The sequence below is a fragment of the Paenibacillus physcomitrellae genome, assembly GCF_002240225.1.
Classification (GTDB): Bacteria; Bacillota; Bacilli; order Paenibacillales; family Paenibacillaceae; genus Fontibacillus; species Fontibacillus physcomitrellae.
Window position 1 is genome coordinate 1,719,172 of record NZ_CP022584.1, and the last position, 18,485, is coordinate 1,737,656.

Annotated in this window: 13 protein-coding genes and 4 pseudogenes; 1 reads left to right on the forward strand and 16 read right to left on the reverse strand. The window is 49.0% G+C overall.

Going from position 1 to position 18,485, the window contains the following annotated elements; all coding sequences use genetic code 11:
* Positions 1 to 26: 26 nt before the first annotated feature.
* The 13 genes and pseudogenes from CBE73_RS07825 to CBE73_RS07880 form a co-directional block, all read right to left on the reverse strand.
* A complete protein-coding gene (locus CBE73_RS07825) occupies positions 27 to 1,244 on the reverse strand; it encodes a multidrug effflux MFS transporter (protein ID WP_094093763.1) in 1,218 nt (405 codons plus the stop codon).
* Positions 1,245 to 1,590: 346 nt separating this feature from the next.
* Positions 1,591 to 3,339, reverse strand: a complete 1,749-nt coding sequence (locus tag CBE73_RS07830) for a glycoside hydrolase family 2 protein (RefSeq protein ID WP_094093764.1) — start codon at positions 3,337 to 3,339, stop codon at positions 1,591 to 1,593.
* Between the two features lie 90 nt (positions 3,340 to 3,429).
* Positions 3,430 to 5,280: an AbfB domain-containing protein gene (locus tag CBE73_RS07835; protein ID WP_244905532.1), complete on the reverse strand. Its 1,851-nt coding sequence runs from the start codon at positions 5,278 to 5,280 to the stop codon at positions 3,430 to 3,432.
* Between the two features lie 162 nt (positions 5,281 to 5,442).
* Positions 5,443 to 6,396, reverse strand: a complete 954-nt coding sequence (locus tag CBE73_RS07840) for a glycoside hydrolase family 43 protein (protein ID WP_094093765.1) — start codon at positions 6,394 to 6,396, stop codon at positions 5,443 to 5,445.
* Positions 6,397 to 6,456: 60 nt separating this feature from the next.
* Entirely contained in the window at positions 6,457 to 7,332 is an 876-nt protein-coding gene (locus CBE73_RS07845; RefSeq protein ID WP_174704682.1) for a carbohydrate ABC transporter permease, read from the reverse strand.
* A gap of 12 nt (positions 7,333 to 7,344) precedes the next feature.
* Positions 7,345 to 8,211, reverse strand: a complete 867-nt coding sequence (locus CBE73_RS07850) for a carbohydrate ABC transporter permease (protein WP_094093766.1) — start codon at positions 8,209 to 8,211, stop codon at positions 7,345 to 7,347.
* Between the two features lie 72 nt (positions 8,212 to 8,283).
* A complete protein-coding gene (locus CBE73_RS07855; RefSeq protein WP_229752677.1) occupies positions 8,284 to 9,615 on the reverse strand; it encodes an ABC transporter substrate-binding protein in 1,332 nt (443 codons plus the stop codon).
* A 181-nt stretch (positions 9,616 to 9,796) separates the two neighbouring features.
* Positions 9,797 to 10,633, reverse strand: coding sequence for a helix-turn-helix transcriptional regulator (locus CBE73_RS07860; protein WP_094093767.1), 837 nt, complete (start codon positions 10,631 to 10,633; stop codon positions 9,797 to 9,799).
* A 262-nt stretch (positions 10,634 to 10,895) separates the two neighbouring features.
* A pseudogene (locus CBE73_RS21880) lies at positions 10,896 to 10,973 on the reverse strand (IS5/IS1182 family transposase); the annotation flags it as partial.
* 93 nt (positions 10,974 to 11,066) lie between these two features.
* Positions 11,067 to 11,330, reverse strand: a pseudogene (locus CBE73_RS22650) (helix-turn-helix domain-containing protein); the annotation flags it as partial.
* Positions 11,331 to 11,511: 181 nt separating this feature from the next.
* On the reverse strand, positions 11,512 to 11,967 hold the full coding sequence (locus CBE73_RS07870) for a DinB family protein (protein WP_094093769.1): 456 nt from the start codon (positions 11,965 to 11,967) through the stop codon (positions 11,512 to 11,514).
* 377 nt (positions 11,968 to 12,344) lie between these two features.
* Positions 12,345 to 12,660, reverse strand: a pseudogene (locus CBE73_RS07875) (hypothetical protein); the annotation flags it as partial.
* Between the two features lie 310 nt (positions 12,661 to 12,970).
* A pseudogene (locus tag CBE73_RS07880) lies at positions 12,971 to 14,138 on the reverse strand (methyl-accepting chemotaxis protein).
* A gap of 283 nt (positions 14,139 to 14,421) precedes the next feature.
* On the opposite strand from CBE73_RS07880, the gene CBE73_RS07890 reads away from it, so the two are divergent.
* Positions 14,422 to 15,228, forward strand: a complete 807-nt coding sequence (locus CBE73_RS07890; RefSeq protein WP_094093770.1) for a helix-turn-helix transcriptional regulator — start codon at positions 14,422 to 14,424, stop codon at positions 15,226 to 15,228.
* On the opposite strand, the gene CBE73_RS07895 is transcribed toward CBE73_RS07890, so the two are convergent.
* From CBE73_RS07895 to CBE73_RS07905, 3 genes are all read right to left on the reverse strand, one after another.
* Positions 15,218 to 16,075, reverse strand: coding sequence for a carbohydrate ABC transporter permease (locus tag CBE73_RS07895; RefSeq protein ID WP_229752678.1), 858 nt, complete (start codon positions 16,073 to 16,075; stop codon positions 15,218 to 15,220). The two genes, CBE73_RS07890 and CBE73_RS07895, sit on opposite strands and share 11 nt — an antisense overlap.
* A gap of 16 nt (positions 16,076 to 16,091) precedes the next feature.
* On the reverse strand, positions 16,092 to 16,985 hold the full coding sequence (locus CBE73_RS07900) for a carbohydrate ABC transporter permease (RefSeq protein WP_229752679.1): 894 nt from the start codon (positions 16,983 to 16,985) through the stop codon (positions 16,092 to 16,094).
* Between the two features lie 111 nt (positions 16,986 to 17,096).
* Positions 17,097 to 18,410, reverse strand: a complete 1,314-nt coding sequence (locus CBE73_RS07905; RefSeq protein WP_068696821.1) for an ABC transporter substrate-binding protein — start codon at positions 18,408 to 18,410, stop codon at positions 17,097 to 17,099.
* Positions 18,411 to 18,485: the final 75 nt, after the last annotated feature.

Consider the following 18,485-nt stretch of genomic DNA (forward strand, 5'->3'; position numbering starts at 1 on the left):
TTCCAGTGTTGACCCAAGAATCAAGATCAATGCGTGCTGGCTGCCGAAGCTTCACTAGGAGCTTTTCTAACCAATCCGAAATAAGCCAGCATCGCAGCCGTGCTCGTCGCCAAAATAATGACGCCCAGTGGAACGGCGGTGTCTTCACCCGCAATACCCACCAATGGAGCGACCACCGCGCCGAGCAGGAAAGGAATAACGCCGAGCAGCGCCGCAGCGCTTCCTGCCATATTGGCCTGGCTCTCCATCGCAAGCGGAAATGCTGCGGTTGAGGTAATACCAATGGAACAAACAAAGAAAAAGAGCGGGATCACCAAGGCGAACAGCGGTCCATGGACCAAAGCTACCACTAATACGGCCACACTCGCAAATAAGGCAACCCATAAGCCAAACAATAGAAAAGTCTGTTCAGATACGCGATTCGCCATCCGTCCGACCAGCTGCGAACCGATAATCAAGCTAACGCCGTTCGAGCCGAACAGCAAGGCAAAGACAGCTGGCGTAACGCCGTAAATATCCTGGTAGATAAAAGGTGTGCCCGAAACATAAGCAAAAACCCCGGCGATCATGATACCCTGCGCCAGCATATAGCCGACAAACTTACGGTCACGCAAAAGCATGCCGTAGCTGCGCAGCTGATGCCCGAAGTTGGCCGGCTCACGCCGGTCTGCCGGGAGGGTCTCCTCCAACCGCCATTTTGTCATTGCAAGTAAGTACGTTCCCAGCACGGCCAGCACGATAAACACACCCACCCATGTCGTGAAGGAAAGAATACCACTACCGGCAATCGGCGCAGCAAGCGGGCCCAAATTCCCTACAAGGAGCAGCAAAGAGAAAAATTTAGTAAGTTCATGACCGCTGTAAAGATCGCGGGCTATTGCCCGTGAGATTACGATCCCTGCGGAAGCAGCAAACCCTTGGGCGAACCGGAACAGGATCAGCAATCCGATATTAGGTGCAAACGAGCATGCTAACGACGAGATGACATAAATAGCCATCGAAATCAGCAAAGGATTTCTCCGTCCATAAACATCGCTCAGGGAGCCCATGACAAGCTGGCCGATGGCCAATCCAAGCAAACAAGCAGTCAGACTAAACTGCACCAGTGAGGCGTTCGTATTGAAATGCTCAGCAATTTGAGGGAATGCCGGCAAATACATATCAATCGTAAACGGGCCTAGCGTCGAAAATAAACCCAGCAATAAAGCTAAGCCAACAACATTCCTTTTTTGATTCTCTCTCATTTTTTATTTATCTCCAGTCCCCAGTATGATTTCTATTAAAAATGGTTTCTATTTTCAAGTCCATTCTCAAGTCTACATCACTTCCATTTCCCTCCATTCCACTCCTGTTTAGCTTCTCTCTATCCTCTGTTATTAGGGCATAGAGTCAGCTTTAAGTCAAGATTATTATTAAAAATTTTAGCGAATTCAATTTCATCTCGTGAACTGCCCTCTAACTGTCAGACCTTATTTTTAGCGGTTAAAGTGCCGTTTTAATGCCCAAATGAATATAAAAAAAGACCACAAAGCCTTCGTTCACACGAGCTTTGTGGTCTTCTTGCCCTAAATGATGGGTGCAGGAGCGCGCCTACTCTCCCTTTATAATACTGCGAATCTGTTCAACCGGTGCTTTCGGCAGCCGGTCATAGGTAAGCAGGCCGTTAATCTCCTGCTCCACATCCGTCAGCTGCGTATAGCAGAAACCCTGAATAACCGGTGAAGTGAACATAGGATTCAGTACCGCTTTCAGCCGTTTCAGAAAGTCCTCAGTGTTCTCGGCACCTGAATATCCCCAGCCCTCCCACTCACTTTTCTTGAAGGAGATACCCCCGAATTCAGAGACCAGAATGGGCTGGCCTTCATATTGAGCGCCTCCTACAAAGATACGTTTGTTAGAAGGCATCGCCTCCAGGGCCGATTCAACGCTGGCATACCGCTCCTTCAGCACTTCCTCCCGGCTTTCATAATCATGAATGGTCACCAGATCCGTGGTCATCTGTTCCCATCCGTCATTAAAGACTACGGGTCTTGTGTCATCCAGTGATTTGGTCAGATGGTACATAGCCAGGCCGTGGTGCTGCTGTTTGGAATTGTTCTGCACGTTAGGCACGCCCCAGCTTTCATTCAGCGGTACCCAGGTGACAATACAAGGATGGTTATAATCCCGCTGCATGATTTCCTGCCATTCTTTGGTGAACCGGGTTACGTATTCGCCGGAATAGTCATAGGCATTTGCCGCCTCGCTCCACATCAGAAGGCCTAGCTTGTCGCACCAGTACAAGAAACGCGGATCCTCGGTCTTCTGGTGTTTGCGGACACCATTGAAGCCCAGGGCTTTCGCCCATTCCACATCTCCCTTTAAGGCTTCGTCGCTTGGCGCGGTAAGAATGCCTTCCGGGTAATAACCCTGATCCAGTACAAGACGCTGGTAATAGGGACGGTTGTTCAGGCAGAATTTGCCTCCCTCGACCGACACTTTGCGCATACCGAAATAGGAGGAGACCTCATCGAGCACGGTTTCACCTTGCAGCAATCGGAACTGGATGTCATATAAATTAGGATGCTCCGGACTCCATAGGCGGCCGTGCCCATGCTCGGCGAAATCGTTCAGCCCGACTGCCCGGGTTTCGCTGGCCTGCCGCACCGTTTGGACGAAGTTTGTGATCAGCTTGCCTTCAAAGTAAACCTCAGCCTCCAGGCGAATCTCTTCATTTTCTCTAAACCCGTCTACAAAAGAAACGATACGGATTTCATTGCGGTCCACATCCGGGGTCAACTCGGCTTTTGACAAGTGGATTTCATTTACCGGCTCAAGCCACACGCTTTGCCAAATCCCTGTAGTCCGGGTATAGAAAATGCTGGCTGAATGCTCAAGCCAATACTGCTTGCCCCGCGGCAATGTAACATCCCGGCTGTAATCCTCTGCCCGGACAACCAGCACATTCTCCCCGTTTGGAATCAAACAACTGCTGATATCAGCCTCAAAAGAAGTATGGCCGCCTTCATGAACCGCCGCCAGTTGTCCATTCACCCATACTTTGGCCTCGTAATCCACTGCTCCGAAATGTAAAATCACTTTCTGGCCTGCCCAAGCCGGAGGAATGTCAAAGGTTCTGCGGTACCACACCACATCGTGGAATCCGGGAGCTTCAATACCGCTCAATTTGCTTTGGAAAGCAAACGGTACGGTGATGGTTTGAGGAAATTTGGCGGTCTGCCATTGCTCCTTCTCTCCGATATTGGCATCATCAAAAGCAAACTCCCATTCGCCATTCAGGCACAGCCAGTTCTTCCGCTCAAACTGCGGTCTTGGGTACTCTGTACGTGGAATTTTCAATGTTGTCTGTATCTCCTTCGTGTGTTGTAAGCCTAAGCTTCATGGACAATCCAATAATTCCTTCTATATATAGAAGAAGCCGTTAATAGCCTACTTTACATAGAAAGTAGCGTCCTGCCGATCCAGGTCCGTGGATATCGAGGATATTTCCAGCAAGCCATCCCGGTGTCTCAGGTAAGCTCCCGAAATATTATAGGACTCAAAGGAAGCTGCCCATGCATTTGCCAGTCCCGTACGCAGATGCCAGGTGGCATCATTTTTGAACTGGGTTGTGTTATCATTGGCTTCCAGCCACACCTTTCCGTCCTTGTGGCGAAGGAAGTAACCCGGTTTAGAAGCGGATTCTATGGATATTGCCGAGGCATCCGCCAGTCCTTTCACCATTTTCCACTGGGATTCCGCATTGTATTGTCCTCCGTCTATCTTTCCTCGCCCGTCCTGATCACGCACAAAGCTGCCCATGTTAAAGCTTTCAAACTGGTTAACCGGAATATCGTTATCGACCCGGACCAATTTCCAGTTCTGCGTATCCAGGCCATTGGCCGTCCATTGAATGACCTTGGTTCCGGCTGGCGAACCGCCTCCGGCGTTATCCAGCATCAGACCGCTGTGTTCATTCATGACCGTATAAAAACTGTTGCCCTGGTAGGCGAATTTCCAGCGCTGGGTATCCAGATCATTATTGGTCCACAAGATAACTTTGGTTCCCGGTGTAGTCACTCCGTTTGGATCGTCCCATACCAGGTTGTTATTCACGTTCGTCCCGCGGAAGAAACCATTACTTCTATACTCAAGACGCCACCACTGGGTGTTTGCTTCAAGATCATTCCATTGGATGATTTCCGTACCGGCCGGCGAGCCGCCTCCAGCGTTATCCAGCAGCAGGTTGTTATTCTGATTAATCAGCTTGTAGATGCCCCCCGACACAATGGAGGAATCCCCGTTCACCTGAGCTACGTTAGCGCGGATTTCATTCCGGTCCCCCACCTTCACCGTGTTGACCTCCAGCAGCAGGGAATTGCTCAGGGGAAGAAGCGTACCGCTCCAGGCTGCAGGGGTGCTTTGATTGGTGCCTTTTACGGTTAGAGGTGCATCCACCTGCGTCCAGGTGGCTCCATTGTCGCCGCTTGTAAACATTTTATTGGCAGAGGAAACCACGTCTGTCATGCCGCGTACATACAATCTGCCGTTCGCCGTTCCGTCATCGATATAGGCAACCTCCGGCGTTTGCGAGGCGCGATAAATACCTGTGCCTACAACATTTCCGAGATCCGTGGCACTTCCCCAATTCATCCCGTTTGTTGATGTTTTATAACGAACTGCGAAATTCGGAGCCGCACCGAGCATTTCGAAAAACATGAAATAAGTTCCGTTCTTCACCTTCACTACCCGCGGCATGCCCGGACGCCAGTTCCAATCCGACGAATTCCCGACCACAATGCTGTAATCCCCCCAAGTGAGTCCTCCATCACTGGAGATCTCCTGGGCAATCGCCTGATTGTAGCCCGCCTGCCGTTCATCCGAATAATAGCAGATCAGACGTCCGTCGCTTGTTACTGAAAATTCCGGTTCCCAGGTCCGTTTTGTTCCCGCGGTTCCCCGCGCGGCCAAATTGCTGTGGAACTGCCAGGTAGCCCCATTATCGGTGCTTCTCCAAATATGGATCGTATAGGGAACGGAATTGTCCCAATCGGTTGAGGCGAACAGCAGGGTGCCCGCCGGATACGCTCCGACCTTCTGCGGCAGGACGTATAACGTCGTCATCCCCTGCTGATCCCGGTTCAGCCCGTAATTGTTGGGATCAATTTCACTAAGCAAAGACCAGGTTGCCCCGCCGTCCGTACTCCGGTAGAACGGGAAAGGCTGCATGCCGGTCCAGCCCGTATTTCCAGGGAACTTCCGCGTGAAGGTGCTTAGAATATCGCCATTTGCAAGCTTCACTGCTCGCGAATAGTAGGGCTCCGGCTCAGATGCACTACTTGAAATCACCGATCCAGTCGTCGCCGCCTGTGCGGGAGATACTGAAACTCCTGTAACAAACAAAATTAAGATCAGGGTGAATAACATCGTTTTTTTCATTCAGATCCTCATCCCTTCGCTATATTATTCGCCTGACGGAACCGCAACGTCCTGGGTGGAGCTTACTGGAACGCCGAAGTTCGGAGTTCCATCCGGATTCCAGGCAAATTTCTGAATACAGGTTGCACGCAGCCCCGTATCTGCCCCCGGCTCCGGAAGGGAATGATAAACGATCCAATCTTCCTTGCCGTCCGGCGATACCGTGAAGCTGTTATGTCCGGTGGCATATACTCCGTTCTCCACACTTTTGCGGAACACGGGAACAGGAGACTTTGACCAGGAAGCCGGGTTCATGGGATCAGCCGATTCCTCCATCGTCAACATGCCAAGCGCATAATCCTCTGACCAGGTTGTACTTGCCGAATAGACGAGAAAAAGTTGTCCGTTACGATGCAGCGTAACCGGTCCTTCATTAATGGCCATGCCCCCCTGCTTCTCCCATTCCAGGGTCGGGGCGGTAAGCAGGACATGATCTCCTTCCAGGGTCCAAGGGTTGCTCATTCGCATCATATAAATAGCGGAGCCGTAATCAGGGAAGTGACCATATCCGGCATACAGAAAATAAAGCTGTCCCTGTATCGTAATGACCGTACCGTCAAGTCCGGGAACAGGAGTAGGCAGTGCCCCTTTCCAGGTCCACTCCCCTTCCATAGGATCGTCTTCTCCGTTCTCCAGCACACAAATGCGCCGCGATTCATCCCCTCCGCCGTCATTGGCCGTGTAATAGATATACCATTTGCCGTTCACATGATGAATTTCCGGGGCCCACAAGTTATAACTGTAACGTCCCCCTTCTTCCGGGACCCAGATCTTCTTCTTCCGGCCTTGAGCGATACCAGTCAGGCTGGAAGACTGGATAAGCTCCAAACATCCGGACTGCGTATGCATGAAATAATAGTTGCCGTCCGTATGCCTCAGCACCCAAGGGTCAGCCGCGCGTTCAACGATAGGGTTGCGGAATGTTTCAGTACTTGCCATGTATTCTCTCTCCTCGTTTCATTTAATCTATCTTTTGTTCAAGTCATAACCGCCTGGAATCTATCCTTTCATACCTGTCAAAGCGATACCTTCAACGAAATATTTCTGGGCGAAAAAGAACACCAGCAGCGTCGGGATCAGCGCCAATACAGAGCCGGCCATAATATAGGTCCATTGCGAAGTATAGAAACCTTGAAAAGAAGCGAGCACCAGCTGCAGGGTATACTTCTCCGGCGAGTTGATATAAATCAGCGGACCCAGATAATCGTTATAACCCGCTATAAAGTTTAAAAGTCCTTGTGTAATCAATGCCGGCTTCGACAACGGCAGCATAATCCGGATGAAGGTATGGAACGGATTCATGCCGTCCACTTTGGCGGCTTCCTCAAGCTCCCGCGGAATCGTCATAAAGAACTGGCGCAGCAGGAATACGGCCGCCGCAGCCCCGAACATCCCAGGGATGATCAGCGGCATCCAGCTGTCGATCCAACCTATTTTTTTGAACAACATAAAGGAAGGAATCATCGTCACCACGCCTGGAATCATCATCGTGGCCAGCAGCAGGGTAAACAGAAGGTTCTTGAACGGAAAATTCATTCGCGCAAAGGCGTATGCGGCCAGCGCGCTTGTGAACAAGCCTACCAGACAAGGCAGCACGATAACGAGCAGGGTATTCAGGAACCCTTTGGCAATATCAGAATCAAATAATACAAAATGATAATTGCTCCATTCAAAATGCTGCGGGATCCATCTCGGAGGCATCTCAAACTCCATTCCCTGCTGTTTCAGCGAAGTGGATACCATCCAGAGAAAGGGCACCGCCATGATAAGCGCTCCGGCGGTCAGGAACAGGTACGCGAACCCTTTGCTGACAAGCTCCCTTGTGTGTTTCTTTCGTTGCCATGTACCGCTTGAATTTATGGTTTTTGTCGTCATGCGTATCCTCTCCTATTCATAGTGCACCCAGCGCCGAGAAAAGTAGAAATTCAGCAGCGTGATGACCAGAATGATGATCCCGAGAATCCACGCCATAGCCGATGCAAACCCCATATTCATGTAGCGGAATGCATTCTGGAATAGATAATAAACAATGGTCGTCGTGGAATAGTTCGGCCCGCCCTCCGTCATAATCTGGAACCGCGGGTAATCCTGAAGGGCTCCAATAATGGAGGTAATCAGAATATAGAGGGTCGTCGGTGAAATACAAGGGATCGTAATGCTGCGGAAGCGCTGCCAGGCGTTCGCCCCATCCATTTCCGCAGCCTCATAGAAGCTCCGGGGGACTCCCTGCAGGGCAGCCAGATAAAGGACAAGATTGATACCGAGTCCGGACCATACCCCTTGAATGATCATAGCCGGCATCGCCCACCGCTCGCTGCTGAGCCAGGCGGGTCCGTTGATCCCCACGACCTCTAACAAGTGGTTCAGCAAGCCGTAGGTATCGTTAAAGATCCACTTCCAGAGCAGCGTCAATGCGATAACGGAGCTGATGGTCGGCAGGAAGAACAGGGTCCGGAAAAACCGGATGCCGCGAATTTTCTGATTAAGAGCCGTAGCCAGGCCCAATGAACAGATCATGCCAATGGGAATGCTGAGTGCTGAATAAATCGTATTGCCGAGCGTCTTCCAGAACAATTCGTCATGTACCAAATTCACATAGTTGTCCCCGCCGTTAAGTACAGGTGTTTTGTAGCCGCTATAATCCGTGAAGCTCACATAAACCGAATAACTGAGAGGAATAAAGGCAAACAGTAGAAATCCCAGTATCGGTGAGGCAATAAATAAGTACGCCCAAAGTTGTTCCCTTCGTTTCATGATTATCCTCCATTACTCAAGGGCGAAGGACAAGCTGTTGCAAGGCTTCTCCTTCGCCGGACTCGCTTCTATTTACTTGAACAAGGCAGGGTTGCCTTCTTTAATAGCTGCATCGATTTTGGGTTTCAAATCGTTTAGGACATCTGCCGCCGATTTCTTGCCTTCCCACATCGGGGCCAGTCCTTGGGACAGCAGATCGTACCACTTCGCGTTAGGCAAAACAGTCCATGGCCCTGCTTCCTCCTTCTCAACCGCTTTGATGAATACTTCAGCATGCTCCGGTTTCTGTCCCGGCTGCAGGAAGACATCGGTAGACGCCATCGACTTGAAGCTTGGGATGGAGAAGCCCATCAGGGATTGTTCCTTTTGACCTTCCGGTCCGCCCAAATATTCGACTAATTTATAGGCGGCTTCCACATTCTTCGTCTTGCTGTAGATACCCAGGCCTACGGAACCGCTGATGCCTCCCCAGTCATTGCCTGTGAGCGGCGCCACATCCCAATCAAAGCCCAGCTTGCGGAATTCCGGCACCATCCAGCGGCCGGTTACCATCATGGCCAGCTTGCCTGTCTTGAACATTTCGCTGTCGTTCAAATCCTTGAGTGCAGCTGAACTCGGAACGACTCCATATTTATTGGTAAGGTCTGCCGCAAATTGCAGCGCATGAACGGTCTCCTCACTGTTGCCGACAAATTCCTGTTTATTATCACTGAGGAATTTGCCGCCGTTGGCAAGCACGAAATCCTCCCACCAGACCGGTCCCATGCCGTACTGCGTGGTTTTGCCGTTTTTGCTGATCGTCAGCTTCTGGGCGGTATCCAGCAATTGCTCCATGGTCATTGGCGTTTCCGCTGACGGGAACGGAACATTCATTTTCGTGAAAAGATCTTTGTTATAGAAAAGCACGTGAGGACCGATATCTTTAGGAAGCGCATACAATTTGCCTTGTCCGATAGCTGAACCATCATAACGGTAGCGGGAAAGGCCCGATTCCCACATATCAGCGGTATCGATATTGCTGTTCTTCACCATGTCGTCAATGGGCATAATCAGATCCTGGCTTACCCATCTGCCAAAGTCACCATCCGGCACATAAAAGACGTCCGGAGCATCTCCACCGGCTAGAATCGTATTCATCTTCCCTACGTAATCGCCTGATGGAATGTGCAGATAATTGACCTTTATGGTCGGATTCTTCTCTTCAAAAGATTTGATCAGGTTGGTAAATACCTCTTTCTCCGACGGATCTCCCCATCCAGCGAACTGGATAGTAACCTGTCCATCTGCAACCGGGGTATTTCCACTGCTCTCCTTGCTACCGCAACCGATCAAGCCGCCGATCATCATTGCCAAGGATAGGGACACCAGCATACCCTTGCCGAAATTCCTTTTCGATAACTTCATCTTTTCGACACCCCTCAGTTTCTTTTATTCCTTACTCCCTAATTATTATTGGAATCGTCAGCCGGGACAATTATGAAACCGCTTTAGTTTATTCTCAAAAAAAACACAACTGAAAGCGATTTCGACGGTCAAAAACAACAAAACAACCGTCCGCAAGGGATGGTTGTCGGTGAATTCGTATTTAATGACTTTGTTTACGCCATTCCAGGGGGGTGACGCCAACCGCTTTGACAAAAAAGTTATAGAACCGGCTGGACGATGTGAAGCCAACCTCATAAGAGATGCTTTCAACCGGCTTGTCGGTCTGCTGCAGCAGCCGCTTGGCCTCGTGCAAACGAAGATTGATGATATATTGCTTTGGCGAAACGCCCATCAGCTCTGAAAATTTCTTGCGCAAATTGCTTTCTGAAAGAAAGTAGCGCGAGGCAAGCTCGCTGACCGTGATTTGCGTATGGTAGCTGGCATGGATTTCTTTTAAGACTTCCTGAATGGTCAACTGGTCATTTAACCCATCAGTCGAAGGCAGAGTTACTCTATTCCGCTGGAATAGCAGCAGAATCGTCTCCAGAGCAACCCTCATTAGAACATAGGAATCTGCACTATATTTATCTAACTTCCATTCCTTCTCCATTTGAAAGAGGCTAATCTCCGCCCACCGCATATCCTCTTCATTAAGATGGGCACTGCGAATCCGATCCGGCTCCCGTTCTGCGTTGTGGAAAAGATACTGACAGTATGCAGGCAGCTTGTCGTGGTAGAAATGCAAAGAGATCCCCTGCCAAGGCTCGGTACATACAAAACCATGGTGGAGCCGGGATGGAATCAAAATCAGGTCCCCTTTGGATACCTTGATATTTTGTTCCAGTGAACTGTAATACCCTTCGCCTTCCAAAATAAGTGTCAGTTCATCGTATTCGTGGGAATGCGACATAAAAAGGCCCTCACCCTTCTCTGCCTGAAAGGTATGGGGCATAAACCGCTCCATGCTGATCACGAAGCTTTTCGTATTATTCTCCAATGTTTACTCCCCTTTCTGATGCCTTATGAGAATAGCCCCACCCCGTTCTACACATAGGTTTATTTTAGCATGGATGCAGGCAAGTGATAGAGGTGGTATGACCAAGTTCTAATTATCAAACCGCAAAACCAAAAAGCCTGGAACCTATCCAGACTTTCATCAAGTTCTTATTCCTCTAGGGCGTGTTTCTTGTTTCTCTGCGAGATCCATTTGTTTGAGCATCTCGTAGCCGATTACAGCATCATGGCCTGCCCAGCCATCAACTGAATGCAAGTGGGTTCCCAAGGGCATCTACGATCGCATGTATTTTGGTCGTTAGTCCACCCCTGGAACGCCCAATGGGCCTTAAATTCCTCTTCGATCCCTACATTCAGGTTATAAAATAGTTCATCACTTACATCCTTATTTGAATCGGTGATTCGCTCCGAGACGCTTAGCGGTCGCAGTGCCTTACGCTTGTCCGCATAGGTTGCTCCCCAGTCAATGTAACGTTTCCATAGATACCTGATTTTCTCCTGGATGGGCCCTGAATCGGATAATCAATGATTATAAATCCCATCAAATCCGATTTTAAATCCAGAAATAGCTGATTGAGCAAGTCATCCTTGGTTGGAAAGTAGACAAACAAAATCCCCTCTGCAACCCCTGCTTTCTTGGCGATTTTAATGGTGGATGCAGAAGCTCCAGCCATTGCTACCTCTTCCGTTGCGGAAGTTAATTAATAATGCTTTTCGTTTCTCTTCGCTAAGGGGGTGAGCCATAAGTGAACTCTTTTCAATTTTTATGAGTGAGATACTCAATTTACAATATAGGTCTTAGATGTCAAAGGGTGCTCTCGTCGTTCCGAAGGAGATCAGATCTTCTAAATCTTCGCCGGGTTAGAGTCTCGCAAACGTAATGTAATCGACTTGGACAGGCTCAGCCGCTTCGATCCGAAGTGCCCGGTTAATCTGTCCCCGGTGATATTGTCCATGTAAGAGGACCTGCAGCAGGATGTCGCGGACGGACGTTTGGAACGGAACACCGCTCTGGTTCGCATAATCGATTATCTCATCCAAATCGGATTCCTCGATTCCTTCGATATAGATGCGATATTGCTCGGCGTTTTCTTCGAACATCGTACGGATCGTCAGCAGGTCTTCCGCTTCTTCCCACAACGAATAGTGCGCGGCGCCCCTGCCCTGCAATCTTGACAGCCAGACTCGTTCCGCGACCGCGATGTGCCGAACAAGCTTCAGCAGGTCCTTGTTCTTTATCTCATTCTCCTCGATTGCGTCCAAAATACGCCCGTCAGCCCAGTACAAGTGGTCCATCATTCGCTTGATCGTTTTCATTCCAGTTGCCTCCTCTTTGTTTTCCTCGATTTCTTGAACCTATTGTTATCCGCTAGTTCAGTTCATTTAAGCAGTTCAACAAGGATCATTATGCAGTTCCAGAATAACACTACCTTTGAAGCTGTTTGACGTCTGCACCCGCTTTGACTGCCGGCCCCGCAAAGGGAACGGAAATTTTTTTAATTCTTCAATACGAAGGACATCAGGTGCTCCATAGTCCCATAGACTAATGCTATCATTGTGCCCACGACATTGTGCCTGCGATTACGTTTGATATTCTATCTTTAGGTCCCATTCTCCTTCGCCTTCAAGTGTTCCACCTGAATTGATTTAACTCCCGTTATTGATTTACGTTTTCACTTCAGAGGGCGAATTAATATTACAAACTCCTTCGCTATTTCGCGCTGTGTACGCTCTTCCCCGCCGTGCTTCAGGCCAAACCGGTCTTTAATTCCACTTTGTTTACGTTCATCCAGGATATCAAGGTTCTGATAGATTTTGCTTTTCTCCCACTTCAGTTCCACATCATCCATGATGTCATCATCATTGTCGCTGCCAAGGATATCGATCAGTGTAATTTCGTTGCCTTCTTTCCATTCCAATCGGATCATGCAAGGAGACATCTTTCCGGGTCTTCTTGAGCAATCTCATGTGCGTCAGTATTTCGTTTTCAATACAACGCACGGCAAACGTGGTATCACGCTGCTTTTAAATAAAGAAGCGATCGATCAATATCTCTCGGGGTTGAAAAAAGCTATTCATCTGGTCTTCAATTGATGCCAGCATTCTGCAGCAAAACGATGTCAACTCCGGCTTTAACGGCTCTAAAAGCTGCAGCTCCAATGACGTCCCGCTCATTTAAATCTCCTTAGGACGGGGAAATATAATTGATAAAAAAAAGAAAAGCGGTCCCGCATACATATACAGGAACCGCTAGCGTATTACTCTTCCTATCTATTAAAATATACGGGGACTTACCCCCATAAAATAAATCCCGGAAGTTTTAAACCTTAAACTTGCTAATGACTTCTTGCAGCTCCTGAGCCATCTTGCTAAGAGCTTCAGCCGAAGCGGATACCTCTTCCATCGAGGCATTTTGCTGCTGTGTAGATGCGGCAACGCTTTGTGTATTGCCAGCTGACTGCTGAGCTATGGTGGCAACCTCTGTCACCAGCTCCACCATATTTTGCGAACTCGCATTGACTTGCTCGACAATCGAAGACACTTCAAGCGATTCAGCGGCTACCCTCTCAATGGAAGATACGATTTCTTTGAAGGTATCACCTGTTAAATTCACCATGTTAATGCCTTCATCTACAACAGAGGTCCCCTCGTTCATAGAATGAACTGTATTCTCTGCTTCTATTTGGAACTCTTCAATAAGTCCCCGGATTTGACCGGCTGCCATACCTGTCTGCTCAGACAGCTTTCTAACCTCATTAGCTACAACCGCAAACTCTCTTCCGTCTTGCTGCTTCAATAGCGGCATTCAGTGCCGATAGGTTGGTCTGGCCTGCGATTTCCGTTATCAATCCAACGATGTTGCCGATCTCTCCCGTTTTTTCTCCTAACGTATTAACAACGTCCGCGGTTTGGCTAACCGTCCCCTGAACAAGTCTCATTTGTTCAATGGTTTTGTCGACGACCTTGTTGCCGTCACTAGCTTTGTCACTCGCTGTTCCCGTCAACTGAGACACGTATTGAATCGAGGCCGCAGCCTGATCCATGCCTTTTGATATTTCAGTCGTTGCTTGTGTGAACTCGTTAGCGGTACTAACCTGTTTATCCGAGCCTTCGGCAATCTCCTGAATAGAATTCGCTATATGTTCTGCCGTCTGGGCTGTCTGCTCCGCACTCGCCGACAGCTCTTCCGAGGTTGCGGCAACTTGGGATGAATTGAAACCGACCTGACTAATCAATTGACGCAGGTTGGCTGTCATCTGGTTTACAGAAACCGACAATTGCCCAAGCTCGTCTTTGGATTTAACCGCCACTTCTTCAGTTAAATTTCCGTCAGCAATCCTTTTTGTTGCAGTCATCAAACGTTTTAAAGGGCTGTGAATGGATCGAACAATTCCAAATACAAGGGCTAGGCCAAGCACGACAGCGATCACAATGACAATCAGGGTTGTTATAAGAATTTGGCTGCTAACTTCCGTAATTTCATCCATGTTGATGGTGCCGACAATTTTCCATCCAGTCAATTCATTGGTTACAAGAACGGCGCGTTTCTGTACTCCATCAAATTCTAAGGGATGCACTTCAAAATTGAAAGGAACGTTTTTTATTGCCAGCCGCCAGTCATTCCGTTTATAACCCTCTATAATAGAAAAAAACAAATGAAGAGCTTAACAGCCCCAGCTGGAAAAGAGTTATCCTGTTGAAGACTATCCCCGAGCCGTGGGATGCGGTTTTGGATTCGCTCGACTATACCTCCTGACGAAGGTGAGAAACATGACAAACATTTTTTACGTCGAATATGATGCGGCGCATAACAGCAGTTTTGTTTTTGATATTCCGGAAGGCCATAATTGCTGGCTGTTGGTTATTACGCAGACCCCCGCCCAATTTTGGGTGGACGGCAAGCTGAGGGAGTATCCGCCCCACTGTGCAGTGCTATTTGAACCGCATCAAAAGATCTATTACCGGGCATGCGCCGAACAATATGTCAATGACTGGATCCGCTTTGAAACTGATGAGCCTTACGTGACTGAAACTTCGCTGCCCTTTGGCAGTCCTTTTCCTTTGGACGACCCCGAATATTGCCACAGGCTGTTCCAGCTTCTGGTCATTGAGAACTCGTTCAACAAAGACTACAAAAAATCATCCATTGATTGCCTGCTCAGAACGCTGTTCAACAAACTGCTGGAGTCTTATTTCCGCGAGGAAATTACGCCTCAGCATTACAATCTTCTAAAGCTGCGGTCGGCTATCCATAATAACCCTACCCATCCTTGGACGGTGTCGGAAATGGCAGAAATCTTAAGCATCAGCCCCGGGTATCTCCAGGTCATCTACAAAAAATCCTTTGGCCTGACGTGCATGGATGATGTCATTCACAGCCGGATCCGCTTAGCCAAGGAATATCTCATCCACAGCCCCTACACGGTTGCGGAGATTGCAGACCGGTGCGGGTACCGGAATGTGGAGCATTTCTGCAGACAATTCAAGCAGCTAACCGGTTCCTCGCCCAAGAAATTCAACAAAAGAAACACCGGTTCAGGCGCAGGAACGCCGGGCCCTACCAAGCTTAACCCTTGATCCCGGTCATCGTAATTCCCTGCACAAAATATTTCTGACCGATGAAGAACAATATCAATACAGGAATAACCGTAATCAAGGAAACCGCCATCAGCATCTGAATCTGCGAGGACCCGAAAGAATTCTGGAAGAACTGCAGACCGATGGCCAGCGTGAAATTCTGGTCGCTGTTCAGGTAAATCAGTGGAGACATGTAGTCATTCCAGTGGAAGGTCACCGACATGAGGCCGACCGTGATCAGCGCCGGTTTGATGGCCGGCATCAGAATTTTGTAATAAATCTGAAAGGCATTGGCCCCGTCAATATAAGCCGCTTCGTCGAGATCTTTCGGGATCGTCTTGAAGAACTGCCTGAGCAGGAAAATGTTAAATGCGCCGCCTCCAAAAAAGGAAGGAATGATAAGCGGCTTCAAGGTATCAAGCCAGCCCAGTTTGGTGAACAGGAGATAAGTAGGGACCAGGGTCACCTGGCTGGGGAGCATCATGGTGGCAAGCACGACGGTAAACAATACTCCGCTGTACCGGGATTTAAAACGTGCAAAGCCGTAAGCTACAAAGGAAGCGGACAGCACCGTTCCCAGTGTGGCAAGCACCGTTACAATCAAGGTATTCCATGTATATCGCGTGAAATCCGCATACTGCCAGCCCTGGACGAAATTATCCCATGTGAACGTATTCGGGATGATTTTGGGAGGCAGCGTATAAGCCTCAGACGGGATTTTAAAAGCGGTGGAAAGCATCCAGATAAACGGGAAAATAAAAATAACGGCTATAATCGTTAATACCCCATAGCTGAGGCTGGTTTTGATCCGGTCGCTGGTTCTTTTACTTTTATAATAAGCCTCCATGGCTGCACCTCCCAAATTAGTTATCGTAATAAACCCAGTGTCTGGAGGTCCGGTTTACGATTTGAGTGATGATCATAATCACGAGGAATAATAACCAAGCCAAGGTGGAAGCGTACCCCATCTCGTTGTATTTAAATCCGCTGTTGTAAATATGCATCATGTAAGTATAGGTGGAGTAGCTCGGGCCGCCCTCGGTCAGGATGTACGGCTGCATAAAGATTTGGAAACCGCCGATAATCCCCATGACCAGATTAAAATATAACGTAGGCGTTACCAGAGGCAGGGTGATCCGCGTGATTTTTACAAAACTGCTTGCACCGTCAATTTCTGCGCTTTCGTACAGGGCCTCCGGAATATCCTGCAGCCCCGCCAGCGTAATGATGATGGAGTTTCCGATGGTCCAGATCCCCATAATAATGATCGCCGGCATCGCCCACCGGGTATCGCTTAACCAGTTGGGTCCCGTAATGCCGAAGAGAGACAGAAAATAATTGACAAGGCCGAACTGTGCATTAAAGATCCACCCCCAAAGCAGGGTAACCGCAACGCCTGAAGTAATGTAAGGAATGTAAAAGCTGGTCCTGAAAAAACCAACCCCCTTAAGCTTTTGATTAAGCAGAAGGGCAATCAGAAAAGCCGCCAGCAAACTGACCGGTACGGACACAAGCACAAAATAAAGCGTATTCAGCAAAGAGCGGTAAAACAGCGGATCCTCTGTGAAGGCCCGGATGATATTAGCGAAACCGACAAATTGACCGGAGCCGGTCATATCCATATTCGTGAAGACCAAAATGATAGAAAAAACCATGGGGTACAGGGTGAAAATCAAAAAGCCCAAGAGCCATGGCGAGATGAAGAGGAAAAAATGCTTTTCCTCTCTTTTATCGATGCCGTTGATACGCGCCTTCATGTTCTTGCCTCCCTTAAAACCTCCGCTTGAGACCGGATGAGAATAGGAAGGGAGGATGCCAGGTATCCTCCCTTTGATAAACCGGGCGTAAATGCCTCGTTACCCTGTTTGCTATTTACTTTGATGGATGGAATCGAGAGCGGATTGAATCTGTGAGGTGTAGGCTTTAGCCGCTTCCTCAGCCGATTTCCCCTGAACCGTAACCTGCTGCCAGGTCTGCTCATAGAGGTCGCCGGCTTTGGCAATGGAGCCTCCCCAAGGGAAGGTCGTCGCGTCCTGCAGCCCCGTTATAAAGTCCATCATGGAAATATCCGTGCCTTCAATTTTCAGATTGGCAAACGTGCCGTCGGCCGACTCTTTCGCGGCAGGGAGATTAACCTTGCTGTACAAGTCGCCTACCTCTTTATTCAGGGACACCGTTTTAATATAAGCCCAGGCGGCTTCTTTGTTTTTGGAGTCCTTGTTCATGGCAAAGCCGGTCTGGAATTTAATGTTGACGGTTTTTCCGGACGGGTCCTTCGGCGGCATGACGATTCCCCATTTAAAGTTGGACCCGATATTTTTGGCGATCGTCGATGCTTCAAACAGACCAAGCGGGTACATAGCCGCTTTACCTGCAGCGAACATCTGGTCCATCGGCATACTCTTGGCAGCCGCATCATCCGGCATCGCTTTGGCTTTCACGAGATCGCCGAACAGCTGATAACCTTTAAGGGTGTTTGGATCATCCAGCGTCTGTTTGGTCCAATCCTCGTTATAAGGCTTGCCGCCGTAAATAAACGGTGCGAAGCTTTGCAGAATCCAATGGGATACAATCCCGTAAACCCGGTTAGCGCCTTCCCCCGAGGAAATCTGTTTGGCTGTGGCCGCAAAATCGTCCCAGGTCCAGTCGTTCGTAGGATAGGCGATGCCGGCCTTGTCAAAGATATCTTTGTTGTATGCGATCATAAAATCCGAGGCCGTGGTCGGCATGCCTTCCCGTTTGCCGTCCGGATCCACATACCCTCCGTCAACCCCCTGCGTAAACAAGGCTTCAAGGTCCAATTGGTCCCTTTCAATATAAGGATTCAGATCTTCAAACCACTTGGATCTGAGCCCTTTCCAGTCCGGGGACATCATGATCACATCGCCGGCATTCCCCGCAGCCAAAGCCGCATCCAGCTTGACATCGATATTATCCGCCGGAAGCCACACTTCATGAACCTTCACTTTCGGGTACAGCTTCTTAAAAATTTTGGTTGCTTCCTTCCGGGATTGGAGCTCCTCGCCGCCGCCCCACCCGAATACGGTGAGGTCACCCGAAATTTCTTTCCCTTGATTAGAGCTGCCCGAAGGGTTCTCCTCCGCCTGTTGATTTCCTCCACCGCAAGCAGTAAGAGCTGTCATCAAAGCCCCGATCAGCAGAATAGCCAAAAATCTTTTCATATGCATCCCCCTTTGTACTCATGCCCATGGCAAGTGTAGTAACCAATGAATGAACATAAAGTCCTAACTGGAACC

Excerpts from the sequence above, each read along its gene's own strand:
- CBE73_RS07825 (WP_094093763.1), bottom strand. The coding sequence starts at position 1,244 with ATGAGAGAGAATCAAAAAAGGAATGTTGTTGGCTTAGCTTTATTGCTG.
- CBE73_RS07840 (WP_094093765.1), bottom strand. The coding sequence starts at position 6,396 with ATGGCAAGTACTGAAACATTCCGCAACCCTATCGTTGAACGCGCGGCT.
- CBE73_RS07845 (WP_174704682.1), bottom strand. The coding sequence starts at position 7,332 with ATGACGACAAAAACCATAAATTCAAGCGGTACATGGCAACGAAAGAAA.
- CBE73_RS07850 (WP_094093766.1), bottom strand. The coding sequence starts at position 8,211 with ATGAAACGAAGGGAACAACTTTGGGCGTACTTATTTATTGCCTCACCG.
- CBE73_RS07855 (WP_229752677.1), bottom strand. The coding sequence starts at position 9,615 with ATGAAGTTATCGAAAAGGAATTTCGGCAAGGGTATGCTGGTGTCCCTA.
- CBE73_RS07870 (WP_094093769.1), bottom strand. The coding sequence starts at position 11,967 with ATGAAAACGATCAAGCGAATGATGGACCACTTGTACTGGGCTGACGGG.
- CBE73_RS07890 (WP_094093770.1), top strand. The coding sequence starts at position 14,422 with ATGACAAACATTTTTTACGTCGAATATGATGCGGCGCATAACAGCAGT.
- CBE73_RS07895 (WP_229752678.1), bottom strand. The coding sequence starts at position 16,075 with ATGGAGGCTTATTATAAAAGTAAAAGAACCAGCGACCGGATCAAAACC.
- CBE73_RS07900 (WP_229752679.1), bottom strand. The coding sequence starts at position 16,985 with ATGAAGGCGCGTATCAACGGCATCGATAAAAGAGAGGAAAAGCATTTT.
- CBE73_RS07905 (WP_068696821.1), bottom strand. The coding sequence starts at position 18,410 with ATGAAAAGATTTTTGGCTATTCTGCTGATCGGGGCTTTGATGACAGCT.